16 protein-coding genes are annotated in these 18,981 nt (G+C 43.0%); 12 read left to right on the forward strand and 4 right to left on the reverse strand.

The window, feature by feature from the left end; genetic code table 11:
- Nucleotides 1-7 precede the first annotated feature (7 nt).
- From MHI51_RS10215 to MHI51_RS10235, 5 genes are all read left to right on the forward strand, one after another.
- Nucleotides 8-883: a carbohydrate ABC transporter permease gene (locus MHI51_RS10215; protein ID WP_036679255.1), complete on the forward strand. Its 876-nt coding sequence runs from the start codon at nucleotides 8-10 to the stop codon at nucleotides 881-883.
- A gap of 40 nt (nucleotides 884-923) precedes the next feature.
- The gene (locus tag MHI51_RS10220; RefSeq protein ID WP_076276397.1) at nucleotides 924-2,027 is read left to right on the forward strand and encodes a glycoside hydrolase family 105 protein; all 1,104 of its coding nucleotides are present in this window, start codon (nucleotides 924-926) and stop codon (nucleotides 2,025-2,027) included.
- Between the two features lie 150 nt (nucleotides 2,028-2,177).
- Complete coding sequence (locus MHI51_RS10225) at nucleotides 2,178-3,299, forward strand: glycoside hydrolase family 88 protein (RefSeq protein WP_339172834.1); 1,122 nt, start codon at nucleotides 2,178-2,180, stop codon at nucleotides 3,297-3,299.
- 22 nt (nucleotides 3,300-3,321) lie between these two features.
- The gene (locus MHI51_RS10230; protein WP_405173833.1) at nucleotides 3,322-4,683 is read left to right on the forward strand and encodes a glycoside hydrolase family 28 protein; all 1,362 of its coding nucleotides are present in this window, start codon (nucleotides 3,322-3,324) and stop codon (nucleotides 4,681-4,683) included.
- Between the two features lie 39 nt (nucleotides 4,684-4,722).
- A complete protein-coding gene (locus tag MHI51_RS10235; protein ID WP_076276395.1) occupies nucleotides 4,723-5,679 on the forward strand; it encodes a pectinesterase family protein in 957 nt (318 codons plus the stop codon).
- An 89-nt stretch (nucleotides 5,680-5,768) separates the two neighbouring features.
- Here the strand turns inward: MHI51_RS10235 and MHI51_RS10240 are convergent, their stop codons facing one another.
- A complete protein-coding gene (locus MHI51_RS10240) occupies nucleotides 5,769-6,767 on the reverse strand; it encodes an NADP-dependent oxidoreductase (protein ID WP_405173834.1) in 999 nt (332 codons plus the stop codon).
- Between the two features lie 18 nt (nucleotides 6,768-6,785).
- The gene (locus MHI51_RS10245) at nucleotides 6,786-7,250 is read right to left on the reverse strand and encodes a MerR family transcriptional regulator (RefSeq protein ID WP_405173835.1); all 465 of its coding nucleotides are present in this window, start codon (nucleotides 7,248-7,250) and stop codon (nucleotides 6,786-6,788) included.
- A gap of 176 nt (nucleotides 7,251-7,426) precedes the next feature.
- On the opposite strand from MHI51_RS10245, the gene MHI51_RS10250 reads away from it, so the two are divergent.
- The 5 genes from MHI51_RS10250 (at nucleotide 7,427) to MHI51_RS10270 (ending at nucleotide 14,675) form a co-directional block, all read left to right on the forward strand.
- Nucleotides 7,427-8,278, forward strand: a complete 852-nt coding sequence (locus MHI51_RS10250; RefSeq protein ID WP_405173836.1) for an SDR family NAD(P)-dependent oxidoreductase — start codon at nucleotides 7,427-7,429, stop codon at nucleotides 8,276-8,278.
- Nucleotides 8,279-8,450: 172 nt separating this feature from the next.
- Complete coding sequence (locus MHI51_RS10255; RefSeq protein WP_405174050.1) at nucleotides 8,451-10,355, forward strand: ATP-dependent DNA helicase; 1,905 nt, start codon at nucleotides 8,451-8,453, stop codon at nucleotides 10,353-10,355.
- A gap of 218 nt (nucleotides 10,356-10,573) precedes the next feature.
- Nucleotides 10,574-11,617 (forward strand): YeiH family protein, encoded by a 1,044-nt coding sequence (locus MHI51_RS10260; RefSeq protein WP_076184311.1) that lies wholly within the window; start codon nucleotides 10,574-10,576, stop codon nucleotides 11,615-11,617.
- Nucleotides 11,618-11,727: 110 nt separating this feature from the next.
- A complete protein-coding gene (locus tag MHI51_RS10265; RefSeq protein ID WP_076276391.1) occupies nucleotides 11,728-12,537 on the forward strand; it encodes a MerR family transcriptional regulator in 810 nt (269 codons plus the stop codon).
- Between the two features lie 200 nt (nucleotides 12,538-12,737).
- Nucleotides 12,738-14,675, forward strand: a complete 1,938-nt coding sequence (locus tag MHI51_RS10270) for an FAD-dependent oxidoreductase (RefSeq protein ID WP_248549294.1) — start codon at nucleotides 12,738-12,740, stop codon at nucleotides 14,673-14,675.
- A 77-nt stretch (nucleotides 14,676-14,752) separates the two neighbouring features.
- Here the strand turns inward: MHI51_RS10270 and MHI51_RS10275 are convergent, their stop codons facing one another.
- Nucleotides 14,753-15,169 (reverse strand): MarR family winged helix-turn-helix transcriptional regulator, encoded by a 417-nt coding sequence (locus tag MHI51_RS10275; protein WP_038569750.1) that lies wholly within the window; start codon nucleotides 15,167-15,169, stop codon nucleotides 14,753-14,755.
- A 135-nt stretch (nucleotides 15,170-15,304) separates the two neighbouring features.
- Between MHI51_RS10275 and MHI51_RS10280 the strand changes: the two genes are divergently transcribed.
- Nucleotides 15,305-15,766 carry a DUF2798 domain-containing protein gene (locus tag MHI51_RS10280; protein ID WP_076276389.1) on the forward strand — a complete coding sequence of 154 codons (462 nt, stop codon included), beginning with the start codon at nucleotides 15,305-15,307 and terminating at the stop codon, nucleotides 15,764-15,766.
- A gap of 114 nt (nucleotides 15,767-15,880) precedes the next feature.
- Here MHI51_RS10280 and MHI51_RS10285 read toward each other — a convergent pair whose 3' ends face one another.
- A complete protein-coding gene (locus MHI51_RS10285; protein ID WP_405173837.1) occupies nucleotides 15,881-16,822 on the reverse strand; it encodes a MerR family transcriptional regulator in 942 nt (313 codons plus the stop codon).
- A gap of 345 nt (nucleotides 16,823-17,167) precedes the next feature.
- Here MHI51_RS10285 and MHI51_RS10290 point away from each other — a divergent pair, with 345 nt between their 5' ends.
- On the forward strand, nucleotides 17,168-18,964 hold the full coding sequence (locus MHI51_RS10290) for a methyl-accepting chemotaxis protein (RefSeq protein ID WP_405173838.1): 1,797 nt from the start codon (nucleotides 17,168-17,170) through the stop codon (nucleotides 18,962-18,964).
- Nucleotides 18,965-18,981: the final 17 nt, after the last annotated feature.

An 18,981-nucleotide genomic window follows, 5' to 3' on the forward strand; every position in this document is an offset into this window, starting at 1 on the left:
AATCGAAATGGTAGAAGATAAAACAATCAGTGGTAGAATCTTTTCTGCTATAAACTTTACGCTGCTTGCGATCATTGCTTTAATTACTGTGCTTCCCCTTGTTCACGTTGTAGCAGGCTCTTTCACAACGAGTGCAGAACTAGCTTCTAGCAAATTTGTACTGATTCCAAAGGTATGGAGTCTGGAAGCGTACAAGTTCATCTTTTCGACGAATACAATATTTAAAGCCATGGGTGTTTCCATTGGTGTCACGGCAATTGGTTCTATTTTTAGTTTGTTTATAACTTCTTTGATGGCCTACGCTCTTACCAGAAAAGATCTGGATGGTCGTAAAGTGGTTAACTTCATGGTTGTGTTCACCATGCTTTTTCATGGTGGGATGATTCCAACGTTCCTCGTGGTGAAGGAATTAGGACTAATTGACACGTACGCCTCACTGATTCTACCGTCAGCGATTAGTGCCTTTAATATGATCATTTTGAGAAACTTTTTCCAAAATATACCTGAAGGTTTGGAGGAATCGGCCAAAATTGATGGTTGTAATGATTTTGGAATATTATTTCGGATTGTATTGCCACTATCCTTACCTGCGTTAGCGACGATCGGATTGTTCTATGCGGTAACGTATTGGAATACCTACATGAATGCGATTCTGTATTTGAATGATAGTGCGAAATGGCCAATACAGGTTCTGCTCAGACAAATTGTCGTCCTTGCCAGCGGTATGGATCACAGCGCTACACTGGATGCTGCTGTTCCACCGCCAGATCAATCAATTAAAATGGCTGTTATCGTTGTAGCTACCTTACCAATAGTTTGTGTGTATCCGTTCCTGCAAAAGCATTTTGCCAAAGGTGCCATGTTGGGTTCTATGAAGGGCTAGCAAGAAAGAGAGAGACTATACTTAGGGGAGGAGCTTCGAGATGACTGTACAGATACCTACAACGCCGATAGAGTGGGCAAAAAAAGCTTGCGATTCACTAATGGATACTTACAGGGCGGGAGAGCTTCCCCCCGCGCATCGATGGCACTATCATCAGGGTGTATTTCTGTGTGGCATGGAGCTTTTGTGGAATGCTTATCAAGAAGACCGTTATATCAACTATATTCAGGAATATGTAGATGATTTGGTGGATGAATACGGGAACTTTTATTTTGCACGTGATGAGCTGGATGCGGTTCAAGCAGGACAGCTACTATTCACTCTTTATGAACGGACAGGCAAACTAAAGTATCGTATTGCAGCAGAGAAGCTAAGGAATTTACTGCTCACACTAAATAAAACCTCTGAGGGCGGGTATTGGCACAAGGATAAGTACGCCAACCAAATGTGGTTGGATGGACTTTATATGGCAGGCGTATTCTCCTTGAAATATGCTAATGTTTACGATGAACCAAGCTTGCGTGAAACGGTCCTTCATCAGGAAATGTTAATGCGCAAGCATATGAAGGATGAGACAACGGGTTTGTTATACCATGCCTGGGATGAGAGCCGGCGGATGCCTTGGTCGAATCCGGAGACGGGTTGTTCACCGGAGTTCTGGAGCCGATCATTAGGATGGTATGGTCTCGCCTTATCGCAATTTCTGGATCTGTTACCTTCCCATGATTCAGCCCGGACAGAGCTTTCTACTACGCTGAGAGATTTTGTGGATGCACTTATTCGTTACCAAGATCAAAAAAGTGGACTTTGGTATCAAGTCGTAGATAAGGGACATGAGCCAGATAATTGGCTGGAGACTTCAGGGTCATGTTTGTTCGTCTATACGATTGCCAAAGCCGTGAAGCATGGCGTTGTAAGTGATGTGACTATCGCTGCAGCTGCCGCTAAAAAAGGATATGAAGGGTTAACCAAAGTAATCCAGTGGGATGAGCATAACCGATTAGTTCTGCCGGACATTTGTATCGGTACCTCAGCTGGAGATTACGAGAGTTACGTGACTCGGCCTAAGGTTAAAAATGATCTGCATGGTGTGGGCGCATTGGTGATGGCTTGTGTTGAAATACAGTCAATGCTTCAAGAGTGAATCGCTCCGTATCCTTACTAAACAATGACTTGATTCTCTGAGATTTCAGAGAATCAAGTCGTATTATTTTATGTGCAAAGAATCCTTAAATCGGCTGAACCTATTTTTAGTTTTTGAGCTCTTAAATTTATAAATATTTTGGGGGTTGGGATGAAGAAATCACAGTGGGCAATTCAAACGGCAGACTCTATTATGGCGCGGACACCGAAGCTTTATGAAGATAAAGGCTACAAAGGAAGCTGGACCTACGATTATGGCGTGGTATTGAACGGTTTTGAATGGCTTTGGAAGCAGACCGGTGATTCGAAGTATCTGCAGTTCATTCAAGATAATATGGACTACTTTATTCAGGAAGATGGCAGTGTCAAGGGCTACCACCTGGAGGAGTATAATATCGATCATATTAACAACGGAAAATTATTATTGACTCTATATAAAGAAACGAAGCAGGAAAAATATAAAAAAGCGGCTGCTTTACTTAGAAAGCAACTTGAGACCCATCCGCGAACCTCGGAAGGTGCTTTTTGGCATAAAAATATATATCCCTATCAGATTTGGTTAGATGGACTTTATATGGGCGCTCCTTTTTATTTAGCCTACTTGCTAGCTTTTGAAGAAGGGCAGGGACTTGAGGATGTAACCAAACAATTTATCTTGTGTGAGAAGCATACGAAAGATCCGGTAACAGGTCTGCTATATCATGCATGGGATGAGCAGCGTATTCAACCTTGGTGCGACCCTGAAACAGGACTTTCGCCTAACTTTTGGGCCCGTTCACTTGGCTGGTATCTCATGGCTTTAGTTGATGTTCTGGCATTGCTGCCTAATGAGCACTCAGATTATCCCGAGCTGGTACGAATACTAAATGATACCTTAACTGCGGTGAAGACATATCAGGATAAGGAATCCGGGGTCTGGTATCAAGTGATGAATCTAGGGGAACGCAAAGGAAATTATCTTGAAGCCTCTGCTTCAAGTATGATCGTGTATGCCATGGCTAAAGGTATCCGATTAGGCGTGTTAAACGCTGGATGGTACGAAACATTAGATCTGGCTTACCAAGGACTTATCTCGGAGTTTGTACTTGAAACCAAAGAAGAATGGGTCAATTTAAATAAGAATTGCCAAGTAGCCGGATTAGGTGGAGTGGACCAACGTGACGGTACTTTCGCTTATTACATTAGCGAGCCTATTGTCACTAACGACCAAAAAGGTGTGGGTGCTTTCCTACAGGCTTGTGTGGAATATGAACAATTAAGAGGCTGGATCTGATATAGAACAGGGGGGCTTATGAATGTTGATCTACAATATTGAGGATTTTGGAGCGCTTAAGAATAGTAAAAAGTTAGCGACTGAAGCGATAACGCGTGCGATTGAAGCGGCAAATAAAGCTGGTGGAGGAACCGTTTATGTACCGGCTGGGACGTTCTTAACCGGTGCAATTCATATGAAAAGCAATATCGAATTGAATTTAAATTCTGGTGCCATTCTTTCATTCAGTACGAACCCGGAGGATTACCCTGCAGTGGAATGCAGATGGGAAGGGGTGAAGCAGCAGGTTCATTCACCTTGTATTTATGGAAGAGAGTTAGTTAATGTATCGATCACTGGCAGCGGAATGATTAACGGAAATGGTGAACTCTGGTGGGATAAGTTTCGGAACCGCCGGGAAGAGCTTCAGTATCCCCGGCCGACTCTAATCGGCTTGGACAGCTGTCAGCGGGTAACCCTTAAAGATATCGCGCTGGTCAATTCTCCAAGCTGGACCGTTAATCCGATAGGCTGTTACAATGTGACTATTGATAATATTTCCATTCTGAACCCGGCGGACTCTCCGAATACAGATGGCATTAATCCAGAGTCTTGCACCAATGTGCGAATTAGCAATTGCAATATTGATGTCGGTGATGACTGCATTGCGATCAAGGCAGGAACTGAGGATACCAAAGAACGAGTTCCTTGTGAGAATATCACGATCACCAACTGCACTATGGTACATGGACACGGGGGTGTCGTACTCGGTAGTGAAATGAGTGGAGATATTCGTAATGTCACGATTAGTAATTGTGTGTTTAAACAAACCGATCGTGGAATCCGGATGAAATCAAGACGGGGACGCGGGGGAACGATTGAAGATATTCGGATCAGCAATATTGTAATGGAGGACGTTATTTGTCCGTTTACTCTAAATCTATATTATTTCTGTGGACCACGCGGGAAAGAAAAATATGTGTGGGATAAAAATCCTTATCCGATTACAGAGGAAACGCCGTGTTTTAGACGCATTCATTTTGCCAATATTACCGCACGTAATGTTCATGCCGCAGCGGGTTTCTTATACGGGCTTGCTGAGCAGTATGTATCCGAGATTACGTTTACCAATGTGGACATCTCCATGGCGACGAATGCAATTCCCGGCCATCCAGACATGATGACAGGGATCGAAAACATGAATAATCGCGGGTTTTTCCTCGGGAATGCAAGAGATGTTCAATTTCATCAGGTGACGATTGAGAACCATGAAGGGCCTGCTTTTTACATTGAAAATGGAGAAGCTGTAGAGATCATAAATTGTCGATCAAAAAACACGAAGAAGCCGGAAAAATTAGTAGAACAAGCTACAGTATCACCTGAAGCACAGAATGTCTGTCCATAAGAGAAAGTCATCAATTTATTGAAAGGAAAAGAATCCACTATGCTTGTTGTAGGAAAAGAATCTTTTTGCGCTTATCACACGATTCAAGAGGCGGTAGATTCACTAGAGCAGGGGCCATCCGGTCAAGCGGATACGCTTTATATTTTGTCAGGGGTCTATAAAGAGGCAGTGCGGATTTATCGTTCTAATCTTACGATCATAGGGATTGGCTACGTGGAGATTGTTATGAATCGTTACGCGAAAGAGCGTGATGAAGCGGGCGAAGAAATCAATACATTCTCTACACCAACGTTATTTCTGGGCGGGAGCCATCTGGTCTTGGAAAATCTGGTGATTACCAATAATGCAGGGCAGGGTGAAAATATCGGGCAGGCGGTAGCCGTGTATGCTAATTGTGATCAAACCGTATTTAGAAATTGCACCTTAAAAGGGCATCAGGATACGTTATTCACGGGACCTTTGCCACCTGCACCCAAAGAGCGATCTACGTTTGGAGGTATACCACTGAGAGAACACCATGCCCAATATCGGCAGTTGTATCAGCATTGCTATATAGAGGGAACAGTGGACTTTATATTTGGTGGGGCTACAGCATATTTTGACAGATGTGAAATTCGCAGCTTGTGTCATAGTGAGAATCAAGCAGGTTATATCACGGCAGCCTCCACACCCGAGGGACAATCGTATGGTTATATTTTTAAAAATTGCTTTTTAACAGCGGCCCCTGATATTGCTCCGGTGTTTCTGGGCCGTCCTTGGCGTGAGTATGCTAAAACCGTATTTGTAGATTGCCAGTTGGGGGCACATATACATCCACTTGGCTGGGATAACTGGGACAACACCGCTAATGAACAAACCGTTAGTTATCAGGAATATGGCGTGAAGGATGCAATTCCCCTGAGTAAGCAACGTGTGTCTTGGGCAGATTGTTTTGAAGATGGGGACGAGGCGCTGGATAAAGAGTTTGTTTTTGCTGGCACGGATTTTTGGAAATAGATACTTTAATTAACGAGTACACAAGTAAAAAAACGGTAGTCTAGACAGAAGCATAAAGTCTTAGACTGCCGTTTTATTTAAATGTTGTATCACTTTATTTTTAATATGATCTTTCCTTTAGCTCTGCCCGATTCGGAATACTCCATCGCTTTCTGCGCCTCTACAAAAGGAAACACTTGATCAATAACAGGTTTTATTTGTCCGGATTCAATAAGCTCTGAAATGATTTCTAATTGACTGCCACTTGGTTTCATGAACAGAAAGCTGTATTTAACCTTGTACTTTGCCTCTAATTTGCTCAGCTTCCGGGTAATCAAGCGAAAAATATTAGTTTTTATGAACCCCGCGCCATACTCTTTTCCGAAGCGTGCATTAGGCAACCCTGAAACCGATACAATTTGTCCTCCTTGTTTGACTGTTTTAAAAGCTTTTTCTAATGTTTCACCGCCAATGGTATCGAATACTCCATCATAATTTTGTAAAATCTTATCAAATGCTTCGGTTTTATAATTGATAATTTGATCGGCTCCAAGTGACTTGACCAATTCTGCTCCAGCATCGCTTGTAGTAGTAGCCACGTATATCCCCATCGCTTTGGCAAGTTGGATAGCAAAGGTGCCAACACCGCCCGCTCCCGCTTGAATCAATACCTTTTGTCCTGCCGTTAGCTGTAATATATCATGTAATGCTTGATAAGAAGTAAGCCCGACTAATGGGATGGATGCAGTTTCCTCAAAGGAAAGATTGTGAGGTTTGAGCGCTATAGCCTCTTCATGTACGGAGATATATTCTGCGAAGGTTCCGATTCTATCTTTTCTGGGCCGTCCGTAAATCTCATCACCTATCTTGAATTTTTTAACATTCTTTCCTACTTGGATGACAATCCCTGAAAAATCATTTCCTAAAACTAGGGGCATGTTGTATTTCAACAGCGTACGTACTTTGCCATCCCGCACTTTGAAATCGATAGGATTAATACTTGCTGCGTGGATCTCTGCCAATACATCGTAATCACCCACTGCGGGTGTTGGGATGTCGGCTAGTTGAAGAGGGTAATTCCCGTATTTTTTTATGATCATTGCTTTCATCCTAAAAACTCCAATTCATTAATTATTCATTTTTGCTGATCCAGAAAAATAACTCATCTCAACAGGGGAGATGTTTTTTGATTTCGATTTGTCCTCGCTTTTATCTGAGCAGTATCGGCGATATTTCCCTTGTTCCAGCTTCATATCAATAAAATCGACAACCTGCTGCAGCGACGAGATTTGGCTGACGATGTTTTCTCGATGGTTTCTTAAATGCTCTACCAGTTCAGGATAATCCGCGGGATCAGCGTCGGCGGAGACCGCCAAAAATGGCTGCATTTCCTGCAAGGGCATGCCTGTTTTTTTGAGGCAGGATAGCAGCAGGATTGTCTCTATGTCTTCCTGCCGGTAAACGCGGTGCCCGTTGTCCTTCCGGTCCGCCCGGGGAAGCAGCGCGATCTTTTCGTAATAGCGGATTGTATCCTCGGATATTCCGGTTTGCACGGCGGTTTCTTTTATCGTAAACGTTTGCTCTGCCTTCATACTGTACCTCCTGGAGATTGCTTTGTGTGTGCATTATACAACTTGGAGCTGACTCCAAGTCAAGACCTTATCTCTGGGACAAAATCTTTTTATTACGCCTTGACTTGGAGTCGACTCCAATTAATAAAATGTGCGTTATAAGAAGAAGATATCCCGAATTCAGGAGGAGATTTACAATGAGCACACAGCAACGTGAAAATATCGCATTGATTACAGGCGCTAACGCCGGGATTGGATTGGAATTAACTCGAAAACTGCTAGCGGAGGATTGGCAGGTGGTTGCTTTGAACCGTTCCGGTTTTCCAGCCGATGATGAGAACATCCAAAAAGCCATCAAAAACGGCTGGCTTCGTATTTATAAAACAACCGATCTCGCGGATTTTCCCAGCTTGAGAGGGACACTGGAAGAGATCAAAGGCAAGGAGCAGCGGATCGATATTTTGTTCAACAATGCCGGCGGGAGCTTCCCTGAACTGAGCTATTCGACACAGGGGCGCGAAAAGCACTATGAGTTGATGACCATTGTGCCGTATATTATTTTAATGGAATTGAAGGATAGCCTACAAAAAGGACGCTTAAAAACGGTGATCAACACCTCATCCTCAGCGCTTAAGTTTACGAAAGAGTTTACGATTGAAATCCTGGAGCGTCCCACCACCTTCCGCAAGCTGCTTGGTCCTTACGCCACCTCAAAGCTGGCATTATCGTTATGGACACAGGCCGCTGCGCCGCAGCTTGCTAACGAGGGCATCATGATTCGCAGTGTTGATCCGGGTAGCAATAACACGCTGCGAAAAGGAAAAAATTCTGGACTGCCTCTAATAGTTAAACCGTTGATGAAGCTGTTTTTCTCTCCGCCTACCCACGGCGCCGACCAATTGTATGAGGGTGCTCTGGGAGAACACCGTGGGGAGACGGGGGTATTTCTTCGGAAAGGTCAGGTTGCGGATTTGAAATTTAAGGATCAAGCCGGGAATGTTTTGGAAAGGATTAATGATATTTACGAAAATGAGTATCTTCGTTGTTAATCTGATCTTTAGATCTCTAATTTTTTTTTGTAATTCCTCCAAACGTATGAGATAATAGAGTTTTTCCGTTGATTCTATTTTTCATGGCATGGTAGAGATGCCTGATCAAATATTGGAGGTAGGCTTGTTGGCGAAACAGTATCCTTTTGAATATGATCGGACCAAACCTTTTATGGAGCAAGTAGGGGAATGGGTCGGAGATGTATTCTATGAAATTCTTCCTGAGGCTGGATTTGAAGTACGTGATGAACAGATATATATGGCCTTTCAGGTAGAGCGGGCTTTTGCCGAGAAAAAGACGATTTTTGCTGAGGCAGGGGTCGGAACAGGCAAGACATTAGTGTATTTGTTGTATAGCATTTGTTACGCGCGTTATATGGGCAAACCTGCGATTATTGCATGTGCGGACGAGTCCTTGATTGAGCAGCTTGTGAAACCGGAAGGCGATATCGCCAAGCTTGCGAAGCATCTGAACATGAATATTGATGCCAGACTAGCGAAATCTCCGGATAAATATATGTGTCTGAAAAAGCTGGATCAGGCTCGGAACCATGATGATGAAAGCTTACCACTGGAGAGCTTGTACAGTACATTACCTGATTTTGTACATTCACATGCACCGATGCAGCAATTCCATGCTTATGGAGACCGCAGAGATTACCCTGATCTGAATGACGAACAATGGAACAAGATTAACTGGGATACGTTTCAGGACTGCTTTACTTGCGATATGCGTCACCGCTGCGGGCAGACCTTGTCCCGTGATCATTACCGGAAATCAAGTGATCTGATCATTTGTTCCCACGATTATTACATGGAGCATATTTGGACCTATGAAGCGCGTAAGCGGGAAGGGCAAATCCCTTTGCTTCCGGATCACTGTGCGGTTGTATTCGATGAAGGACATTTATTAGAATCAGCGGCCATGAAGGCGCTTGGCTATAAGATGAAGCATGTCGTCTTTGAAGAATTGATTTCTCGCCTGCTACAGAATGAAATCCGTGAAACGCTGGCGGTTCTGATTGATGAAGCGATCATGCAAAGTGAGCAAATGTTCAAAGCGATTCGCCGTCAATGCCGAAACATACCGGGATCAGATCGGAAAAGCATTGCGCTGAATGCTTCATTGATTCGTGAGGTACACCGGATGCGGAGTGTAATTGCTGCTATCGAAGAAGAATTAGTATTCGAGAGCGGACTCTACACGATTGATGAATACCAACTGCGAATTGTGGAGGAACGTTTGGAGACCATAGAGATCGCTTTGCGATTGTTTGAGGATTCAGGGGCTCTAATCTGCTGGGCGACAGAAGAAAGCGATGGTCTAACGCTGTCGGTCATGCCACGAAATGTCAAAGAGGTACTTCAAGACAGCCTGTTCACGCAAAAAATGCCAATCGTATTCTCATCGGCTACATTGTCTGTGGATAAATCATTCCAATACTTGAAGGACAGTCTTGGGATACAAGATTTTTTATCCTTCTCTGTAGACTCACCTTATGACTATGAGCACCAGATGAATGTCTATGTGCCAGAGCTTCAGAGTGGGGATTTTGCTGAGAAAATGGAAATTTCCCTGAAGCTTATTCAGCGGACTGAAGGTAGAGCGCTGCTACTGTTCCGTACTCGTGAAGAGCTTCTGCAATTCAAGCAGCTTAACTCATTACGACCGGAAAGCAGTTCATATTCATTTTTATATGAAGGGGATCAAGAAATCAGCTATTTGATTTCGGCGTTCCAACGGGATGAGCATAGCGTGTTATGTGCGGTCACCTTATGGGAGGGGCTGGACATCCCTGGACCTTCATTATCTAATGTGATCATATGGTCGCTGCCGTATCCTCCGCTTGATCCAGTGTTTATGGCAAAACGGGCGGAAACCTCCACTCCCTTTGAAGATGTGGATTTGCCTTACATGCTGTTAAGACTCAAACAAGGGATGGGGCGGCTGATTCGAACCGGTACAGATCAAGGAATTGTAACTGTACTTGCGGACGAGGAAGGGCAACATCCGGTACACGAATATATAACTTCTGTACTTCCAAAAGGGACTCGACTACAGAAGCTGGAAGCTTAAATATCACTAACGATTATAATTGCTCCTTTGGTGAGGCAGATGCTACGGCATTTATGTTTCACTCGAAGGAGCTTTTTTGTCTAAAATTAAGCATAAGTATTCCTAATCTTACGGATAGGATATTGGTATTTAACTTCCGGGCGGTGTCGTATTATTGTTGAGTCATGGGATGTATTTATACAGCATCATCTAGAGATTCATCAAGGAGTGTATACGACATGGGTCAATCAGAAGGTTTGTATCAACCAGATCACAACAAAAAGGTTGGGTTTGCATTAGGGATAGGGCTAACCTTAGTTATCGCATTATTGGCGAAATTTTTAGCGGGTTTTCCATTCCTATCTATTATGGGGCAATTGGTCATTGCCATCTTAATCGGGATTATTTGGCGAGCTACGATAGGGGTGCCAAATAGCATCACACATGGCACCGATTTTTCCAGTAAAAAACTGCTTCGTCTTGGGATTATCTTGCTCGGTATGCGGCTTAATCTAAAGGATATCGTTGCGGCAGGACCTCGGGTATTTCTTTTGGCAGTCATCGTCATTATATTTGCGATCTCCGTTGTATACGGACTGGCTCGACTGTTCAAAGTAGATAAGCGCCTCAGTATCTTAACTGCCTGCGGAACTGCGATTTGCGGTGCGGCAGCTGTGGTTGCCATCGCTCCACAGATAAAAGCCAAAGATGACGAAACTGCTATTGGTGCAGCTATAGTAGCTATATTAGGCACAATATTTACACTGCTGTACACATTTTTATATCCTTTTCTCGGCTTATCAGATTTAGGTTATGGGGTATTCTCAGGAGCGACTTTACATGAAATTGCTCACGTTATCGCGGCTGCGGATGCTGGTGGAAATGCTGCCGTTGATATGGCGGTCATCGTTAAATTGACCCGGGTGGCTTTACTTGTGCCGGTGGCTATTTTAATTGGGATTTGGTCCAATCGTGAAGAAAGAAAAGTGCAAGGTGGAGCGGCTAAAGCTTCGTGGAAAAGCATTCCAATCCCTTGGTTTATTCTAGGATTTTTAGTTGTCAGTGGTGTGAATTCGTTAGGAATCGTCTCCGCATCAGTAGCCAATGGGATCGTTACGATTGCTTATATGTTAATCGCTATGGCGATGGCAGGGCTTGGATTAAACGTTGATTTGGCGGCATTTAGACGGCTTGGAATGAAGTCTTTTGCAGCGGGACTTATAGGTTCGGTCATGTTATCTTTAGTTGGATTTATGTTAGTTCACTTACTTGCGCTAGCGTAGTTAGCATGTACACCCTGAGTATGAAATGAGTTACTTCATATCCAAACAGCATCCTTCTCTTTATCATTTAGTGTGGTAGGGTATGCATGAAATGAATGGAGGGACTTCAAGTGAAGTATTGCATAGGTGAATTTGCTTCCATTCTCGGGGTAACTGCGGATACGCTGAGATTATACGAGAAACATGATATTGTTAGGCCTACAAAAGATAACAGCAATAATTATAGATATTTTAATGATTTAGATGCAAGGGATCTGTTAATGAGCAGATGGTATCGCAGTATGGAAATTCCATTGCCCGAAGTGGCACTTCTGATGAAGGATTCCTCTATTGAGCAAGTTATGGGATTGATGCAGCAGTCTCAGCAGAGTTTAGAAGAAGAGATTAAGCAAAAGACGATGCTGCTAAACAAGATGAATGAAATTCATAAAGAGCTTAAGGAAATAGAGTCCTCATTATATATATGTAAACTTAAACAACTGCCAGGCATGTACAGGCTTAAGCAAACGGATAAAAATGCATTATTAAAAAATGATATTGTAAAAAGCCTCGTCAACACTTGGATGGATAGGCTTCCTTATGCGTTTTATTCTTTTAAGATTGAGGACGCGGGGGTGTTATCCGGTGATAATAACTTTGACTATAGCTGGGGGCTTACCTTACCCGAGGAGGAAGTGCAGAAATTTGCAATGGATATCGATGAATATGTAGAGTACATTAGCCCGAGTACCTGTATCTCTGCTATCATGTTATCTACGGATGGACATTATATCACGAAGAAATCTTTGCAGTTTATGATAGATTACATCGAAGCAAATGGTTATACCGTAGCGGGTGATGTGGTGGGTAAATTAATGCTTACTGAAAAAATAGAAGGCAATAACCGCTCATATTTGGAAGTGAATATTCCAATTGTATAAGTTTATTTTTATAAACACCTGCTCTAAGAGCGGGTGTTTTTTCTTTTTGGACAAGAATTGGACATTGACCTTGGTGCTGCACCAATGTTTATACTTCGGTATATAGCTTGGCAACGTTCGGTAGATATGTATAAATATTAATGTGAAAAATATCACGTTCTTGGCGAGCTATAAGATATTAGATACTGGGGGAGAAGAGAATGCGCAACAGAAATTTCACCAAGAAAATGCTCATGTTAACTTTTTGTATGGTGCTGATCGTTTCCATGCTGAGCGGATGCAAAGGAAATGGGGAGTCGGCAAATTCGTCATCATCATCTTTTAAAGCCGGTACATTCGCAGGGGAAGCGGAAGGCAAAGAGGGCGTGATTAAAGTAGAAGTCACTATGGATGAGCCAGATAAAATTAAAGATATTAAGATCGTAAGCCAGTCAGAAACGGGTGGGCTAGGCGATAATGCACTTGAAAAAATAAAAGATCAAATTCTGGAAGGACAAACCTTGGCAGTAGATGCTGTTAGTGGTGCGAGTCTTTCCAGTGAAGCAATGCTCGCGGCAGTTGAAGATGCCGTAACCAAAGGTGGAGGAAATCTGGAAGTCCTTAAAGCCGGTGGCGTGCAAAAAGCAGGTGAAGGTAAAACGGAAAAGCTTGAATCAGACGTAGTGGTAGTAGGTGCCGGTGCATCTGGTGTGTCCGCAGCGGTAACCGCTGCTGATAAAGGGGCCAAGGTTATTATTATCGAAAAAACAGGAGTTATCGGGGGAGCAAGTAATCTATCCTGGGCCGGTAAGTTCTATAATTCTTCCGCAGCTACTGACAATAATCTTAAAGTAAATGTGGAAAAAGAAATTGCCGATTGGATTGTCAACAATCACTGGAGAGTTGACGCTGCAGCGATTAGACAATACGTAACGAAATCCGGCGAAACTTATGATTGGTTAGCAGAAAAAGGGTATAAAACCAGCTTCCTAAACTTCTTCGGAGAGCAGCTGCATGTACTGCCAGCTTATGAAACCCGGGAAGAGACCCTTCGGAAAATGTTGGCTGAATCGGTTGAACAAAAGGGTGGACAAGTGATCACCGAAACCACTGCCAAAAAGCTGATTACCAATGAAGCAGGAGAAGTTACAGGTATTGTGGCTGAGAAATCGGACGGGACTACTCTTGAAATCACAGCAAAAAGTGTCGTAATGGCAACAGGTGGTTATGCTGCAAATTCGGAAATGGTTAAAGAAGCTTTTGGTTTTGAAGGGGTTAACGGAGGACTAGGTCAGAATGTTGGGGAAGGTCTGAAAATGGCTTGGGAAGCAGGAGCCAAGGTTCCTGATAACTTCGGTGGACAAATGCTGCACCAAACATTAGCCAGAGCAACACAAGGACTAAAAGCACAATATGAGCCTTTTGAAGCAAGTTATCCGCTGATGTTGACGTATCTGCCTAACTTCATGAATGTCGGTTCTTCCGGAGCACGTTTCAGAGATGAAGCAGCTACATTAACATCGGTCGCAGCAGCTAATACGAGTGCATTTAATGGTGCTTATCATATGGTTATCGTATCAAAATCTCAATTGGCTGCTCTTCAGTCCAAGGGGATGAAAGGTGTTAACGCACCCAGCCTGCCAGGAATGCCACCAGAATTTTATGCCGAATTTGCAGATCAATTCACGTTAGAGAATCCATGGGTAAATGCAGAAAAAGTCTTTGATTCTATGGTAGAAAACGGAGATGGCTTCAAAGGAAATACAATCGAAGAATTAGCAACAAATGCAGGTATGGATGTAGATGTGTTTGTAGAAAATTACAATAGTTATAAAGAAGCTACAAAAACTGGTGTGGATACTGAATTTGGTAAAGCTGCTGATTATTTAGAGCCAATGGGCGAAGAAGGACCGTATTATGCCATCGTCGCTGAAATCAACAACTTGGGTTCTGTAGGTGGCTTGCTGGTAAACACTAAGTTCCAAGTGCTAAATGATAAACGTACACCAGTAAAAGGATTGTTTGCTGTAGGGCTTGAATCGGAAGGCGTATTATTCAACGATACCTATGTGGGCAATGGGGTTGGTATTGGTTATTCCTTTACTTCAGGTCGTCTAGGTGGAGAGAGCGCGGCAAACAGTGCTTTGAAAGCTAATTAACGACAATTTCCCGGAAAATAATTCAATCTTTTTAAAGCCGCAGAGTAGACAGCTCTGCGGCTTTTTTTTGCTGGAGATTAGAGCCAATCTTCTTTTAGCAAAGATTTAAGAAGCTCTACATTTGTTACTCCCAGCTTGGCAGCGATCTGCTGCTCTAATTCAATTTTGGTGATCATCATTCTGTTATTGCATTCTATACCCTTTGGAGTGAGGACAATATTTTTGTCACGCTGATTTCCTTCGACTTCAACGGCTTCAACATAACCACGGGATAACATGCCTTGAATGCTTTTATGCGTGCCCTGTCTTGAAATGTGAATTATTCTACTGATTTCTGAGATCGATAACATTTCTCGGGCCTCAAGAACTGCAAGAATGTGGGATTCGGTCTTATTGATTTGATCCGGGTCTTTGTCTGTCACTATTTTACGTAAAGCTAGATGCTTCTCACTGAGTAAATCAATCAGGTTCATTTTTTGCAGCTGCTTATTCATTAGAACACTCCTAAATGATGGCTCGTTTATCCCAGTATAAGTCATTTGCGATTATTGTCAACTTGGTTGACTTGATTTGAGAATTTGTGTTATTGTAATCCAAGTTGACAATATAGAGATAAAAGGAGCTTGAAGATGGGAAGAAACAAAAAAGAAGCATTTTTATTTACGTTCATCATGTGTTTTTTGATGGTACTGGGGATGAGTATTTACAATGTAGCACTAATGGAGGGTTGGTCAGGCACGTTAGTTAAGGGTGTGATCGTCGGCTACTTGCCTGCATTTATAGTTGCACTCATTCTAGATGTATTTGTTGTAGGCAAGGTTGCGAAGGGGATCGCGCATAAGCTGGTTAAAGAGAATGAGCCGATGATCAAAAAAATCATGTTCATATCCTTTTTTATGGTGACCGGAATGGTATTGTTCATGTCCTTCTATGGCGCAGTTCTCCATGTTGGATTTTCTGCTGAACTACCAAGAGCTTATCTGTCTGCCATAGGTAAAAATTTTATTTTTGCACTTCCACTGCAAATCATTTTAGTTGGGCCGCTTACACGATTTATTTTTGTGAAAATTACTCCAGCTGTGTCTGCGTAGGGAATAAATCAATAGAAGCAATATCAATATACAACAAAACGCTCTCCGTCTGCCCGAATAAGCAGAAGAGAGCGTTTTTTTTAGATGAGAAACGTTTATCTATGGCTCGCTCGTTTACGCAAACGCGTGAACTCTCTTTTTTACAGGTTCGAGTAGATTTAGGGCATACTCATTTCCGCTACCTTTGGGACTATCGTTGCGGATATGCTCCTCCAGACATAATCTGGAATTGTGATCCGCTTGATAATCAGGATGATTATCAAGATATCCCATTAGGGCTTGCCATGAGCCGTAGATATCATCAGTGCTTTCTGTCAGAGCATAGAGGCCGCCGTCGAGCCGCATTTCCTTTAGATGAGCTGGTATCTTCACATTTTCCGGAATTGAGGCACAGAATCCATATCCGTAAGGTTTATTCTCACCACTTGGGTGCGGGTTCGTATTGCCGCCAAACAGCCGTGCAGTGCCTAATAGTTGACTAGCTTCCAGCCATTCATTAACTGGGATCATAGCTTCATCTTCTGGTGAGGTACTAACCGCAACATTGTAGGCAAATCTCATAGCTGGAAGAGTAACGAATCTTACATGAATAGGGGTAGAGTGATTAATAGTTGGCATAGATATAACCTCCTCAGTTTCAGTCATACCATCCGATGGACTGCATGACTTTTCGTTTAGTTCAGATAATAATTGATTTGTAATGGGTTCCTCGAGATGGGCGGATATCCACTGTAAAAAGAGATGGATTTCACCTTCTCTATTTGTTAGTTCTGTTTTTTGATTGTGAATAGAAGCCGCTTGCTGGCTGAGCGCTTCGTACATGGACTGAACGGACATATTTTTAAGCACGGTTCCAATATCCTTGATGCTAATATCCAGCTTTCTTAATAATGAGGTAACCCGAATGGCGAGTATTGCTTTCTCATCATAAATCCGCCAGCCAGAGCTGCTATCCCGCTTACTTTCAAACAATCCTTGAGCTTCCCAGTGACGCAGAGTCCGACTCGTCAGCCCGAATTGCGCAGAAAGCTTATCAATGGTAACAAATCCGCTCATAGACAACTCCCATTTCATAGTTTGATAAGGCGCCTTATGTGGATTATTTTAGCATTTAACGTTACGTCAATTGCAAGGAGAATTAATGATTGGGTATTCGAGATAATTTACATTTCTCATACAAAACATTGTCCAGTATTTAACGTCCAGCTTCTACAATCAAGATATTGGTAGAATGTACCTATTGCAATATGAGGCTTTATACGGAGGATGATATTGTTGAAAGCTAGGTCTATGCATCTAACTATGAAATGGAAGTTGATTTTGAGTTTTTCCGCCGTTGTTCTTTTCTTTTTGGGAGTAGCGTTTTATCAAAACCATAAAATCAGCCAAGTGGAGATTTCTATGGAAACGCAAAAAGCTGAGATGGAAAAACGAATTACCGTGTCTATAATTACGCAACTGCTGCAGGAAATGAATGCGGTAGAATCTTCGTTAGCGGGTTCGAGTGATTTGGAATTCGTCCAACCTTTTAAGGACAAGCAAACAAAGCTGACTAAAGAGTTGGCGACGGTGAATTTTGCGGCAGATTCGCCGGCATTTAAAGAGTTAGAACAATTACATAGTCAGATTGGGGAATATACGGGATATTTTGACGAATTGGTAAAGACCATAGAAGACGAGCAGCTTGATCCCATGAGTGTGCTGGAACAAATCGATGAATTACATACGAAGGCTACAGCGTTGAGTGAAGTCATGCTAGTGACTAATGAAAAGTTGTATACGGCAGCAGCAGAGAATGCAGAAAAAGCACAGGATTATTCTTTTGATCTGCTTAATCTGACCACCTCTATCGTTGCTTACGCAGCTGTGCTAGTGTTTATTTTCACATTAGTGATTGCGGTTATGCTCATACGTTCCTTCCTGAATCCTATTCATAAACTGCAAGTGGCTCTGCGAAAAATTGCCGAAGGAGATTTGCGTCAGCAGATTAATTCACCTTACAACGATGAGTTGGGCAGTTTGAGTCATCATTTTGATCATATGGTGGAGCGGGTCCGGGAAATGCTTCAGCATACCCAGTCAGTAGCCTCTTCGCTGGCAACTTATTCGCATTCTTTTCAAGAATCTTCATCTATAACGGCGCATACGAATCAAGATATCGTAAGCACTATACAGGCAATCTCGGTAGGCGCAGAACAGCAGGCAGGACAATCTGAGCAGAGCGCTGGCCTGATTCAGGAGCTGGAACGTGAAGTGAATGAGATCACGGAGTATACCGAGGTTATGCTGGCTACCAGTCAAACGGCTAATCACAATACTCGCAAAGGATCTGAATCCGTCATCGCCCTCCGGGAGGTGTCTGAGCATTCGCGAGAATCTGTTAATAAAGTATATCTGGCTTTAACCAAACTGAGTGATCAATCAAAGGACATCTCGCGCATCACTAAATCCATAACAGATATTTCTAATCAGACCAATATCCTCTCACTTAACGCAGCAATTGAAGCAGCCCGGGCAGGTGCCTACGGAAAAGGGTTCGCTGTCATCGCTGATGAAGTAAGACAATTATCTGTGCAGACCAAAGAGTCCTCCGTACATATCAGTCAGATTATTAGCGAGCTGCAATCCGGGATGGATGAATTCCAGCAATATATGCTGGTGACCAAAGGAAATCTTGAGGAACAGGATCATAAAGTGGCCGAAACGTTGTCCTCTTTTGTAGCGATTGATCAATCTATTGTGGAGATTAGTAAACAGATTGGGCAAATTCACGACAAAGTGGATATGACTCAGACTATGAACCGTAGACTCGCAGAGTCTGTGCATGCCGTCGCGGCCATCGCCGAGGAAACTGCGGCAGGGGTGCAAGAGGTGAACGCCTCCAGCGTACAGCAGGATCATGCTATCCGTGATATAGCCCGTCAAGCCATTGAGATTAATGAAATTTCGCAGAATTTATTTAAAGAAATCAACATTTTTAAGATTGATTCGGATGGGGACGATGGGGTCAGATATGAAGGTGACAGGGATACAAAGCATGCTGGTAATCCAGAAGCCGGGGACACATTAGGAGACGCATTAGGAGATGATACATTAGGTGCTGGTGATCCTCCAGATGATAGCGGTACTCCAAATGATGGTGGTACACCAAATGTAGACGGTTCTAAAGAGGGGTCTTATCTGACAATCTCTGCTTAGCTCAGCGGGAAATGGCA

The sequence above is a fragment of the Paenibacillus sp. FSL H8-0260 genome (genome assembly GCF_045040625.1).
GTDB classification, from domain to species: domain Bacteria; phylum Bacillota; class Bacilli; order Paenibacillales; family Paenibacillaceae; genus Paenibacillus_AQ; species Paenibacillus_AQ odorifer.

Bases quoted from the DNA above. Each gene is read 5' to 3' on its own strand.
- MHI51_RS10215 (WP_036679255.1), top strand. From the start codon at position 8: ATGGTAGAAGATAAAACAATCAGTGGTAGAATCTTTTCTGCTATAAAC.
- MHI51_RS10220 (WP_076276397.1), top strand. From the start codon at position 924: ATGACTGTACAGATACCTACAACGCCGATAGAGTGGGCAAAAAAAGCT.
- MHI51_RS10225 (WP_339172834.1), top strand. From the start codon at position 2,178: ATGAAGAAATCACAGTGGGCAATTCAAACGGCAGACTCTATTATGGCG.
- MHI51_RS10230 (WP_405173833.1), top strand. From the start codon at position 3,322: ATGTTGATCTACAATATTGAGGATTTTGGAGCGCTTAAGAATAGTAAA.
- MHI51_RS10235 (WP_076276395.1), top strand. From the start codon at position 4,723: ATGCTTGTTGTAGGAAAAGAATCTTTTTGCGCTTATCACACGATTCAA.
- MHI51_RS10240 (WP_405173834.1), bottom strand. From the start codon at position 6,767: ATGAAAGCAATGATCATAAAAAAATACGGGAATTACCCTCTTCAACTA.
- MHI51_RS10245 (WP_405173835.1), bottom strand. From the start codon at position 7,250: ATGAAGGCAGAGCAAACGTTTACGATAAAAGAAACCGCCGTGCAAACC.
- MHI51_RS10250 (WP_405173836.1), top strand. From the start codon at position 7,427: ATGAGCACACAGCAACGTGAAAATATCGCATTGATTACAGGCGCTAAC.
- MHI51_RS10255 (WP_405174050.1), top strand. From the start codon at position 8,451: ATGGAGCAAGTAGGGGAATGGGTCGGAGATGTATTCTATGAAATTCTT.
- MHI51_RS10260 (WP_076184311.1), top strand. From the start codon at position 10,574: ATGGGTCAATCAGAAGGTTTGTATCAACCAGATCACAACAAAAAGGTT.
- MHI51_RS10270 (WP_248549294.1), top strand. From the start codon at position 12,738: ATGCGCAACAGAAATTTCACCAAGAAAATGCTCATGTTAACTTTTTGT.
- MHI51_RS10275 (WP_038569750.1), bottom strand. From the start codon at position 15,169: ATGAATAAGCAGCTGCAAAAAATGAACCTGATTGATTTACTCAGTGAG.
- MHI51_RS10280 (WP_076276389.1), top strand. From the start codon at position 15,305: ATGGGAAGAAACAAAAAAGAAGCATTTTTATTTACGTTCATCATGTGT.
- MHI51_RS10285 (WP_405173837.1), bottom strand. From the start codon at position 16,822: ATGAGCGGATTTGTTACCATTGATAAGCTTTCTGCGCAATTCGGGCTG.
- MHI51_RS10290 (WP_405173838.1), top strand. From the start codon at position 17,168: ATGGAAACGCAAAAAGCTGAGATGGAAAAACGAATTACCGTGTCTATA.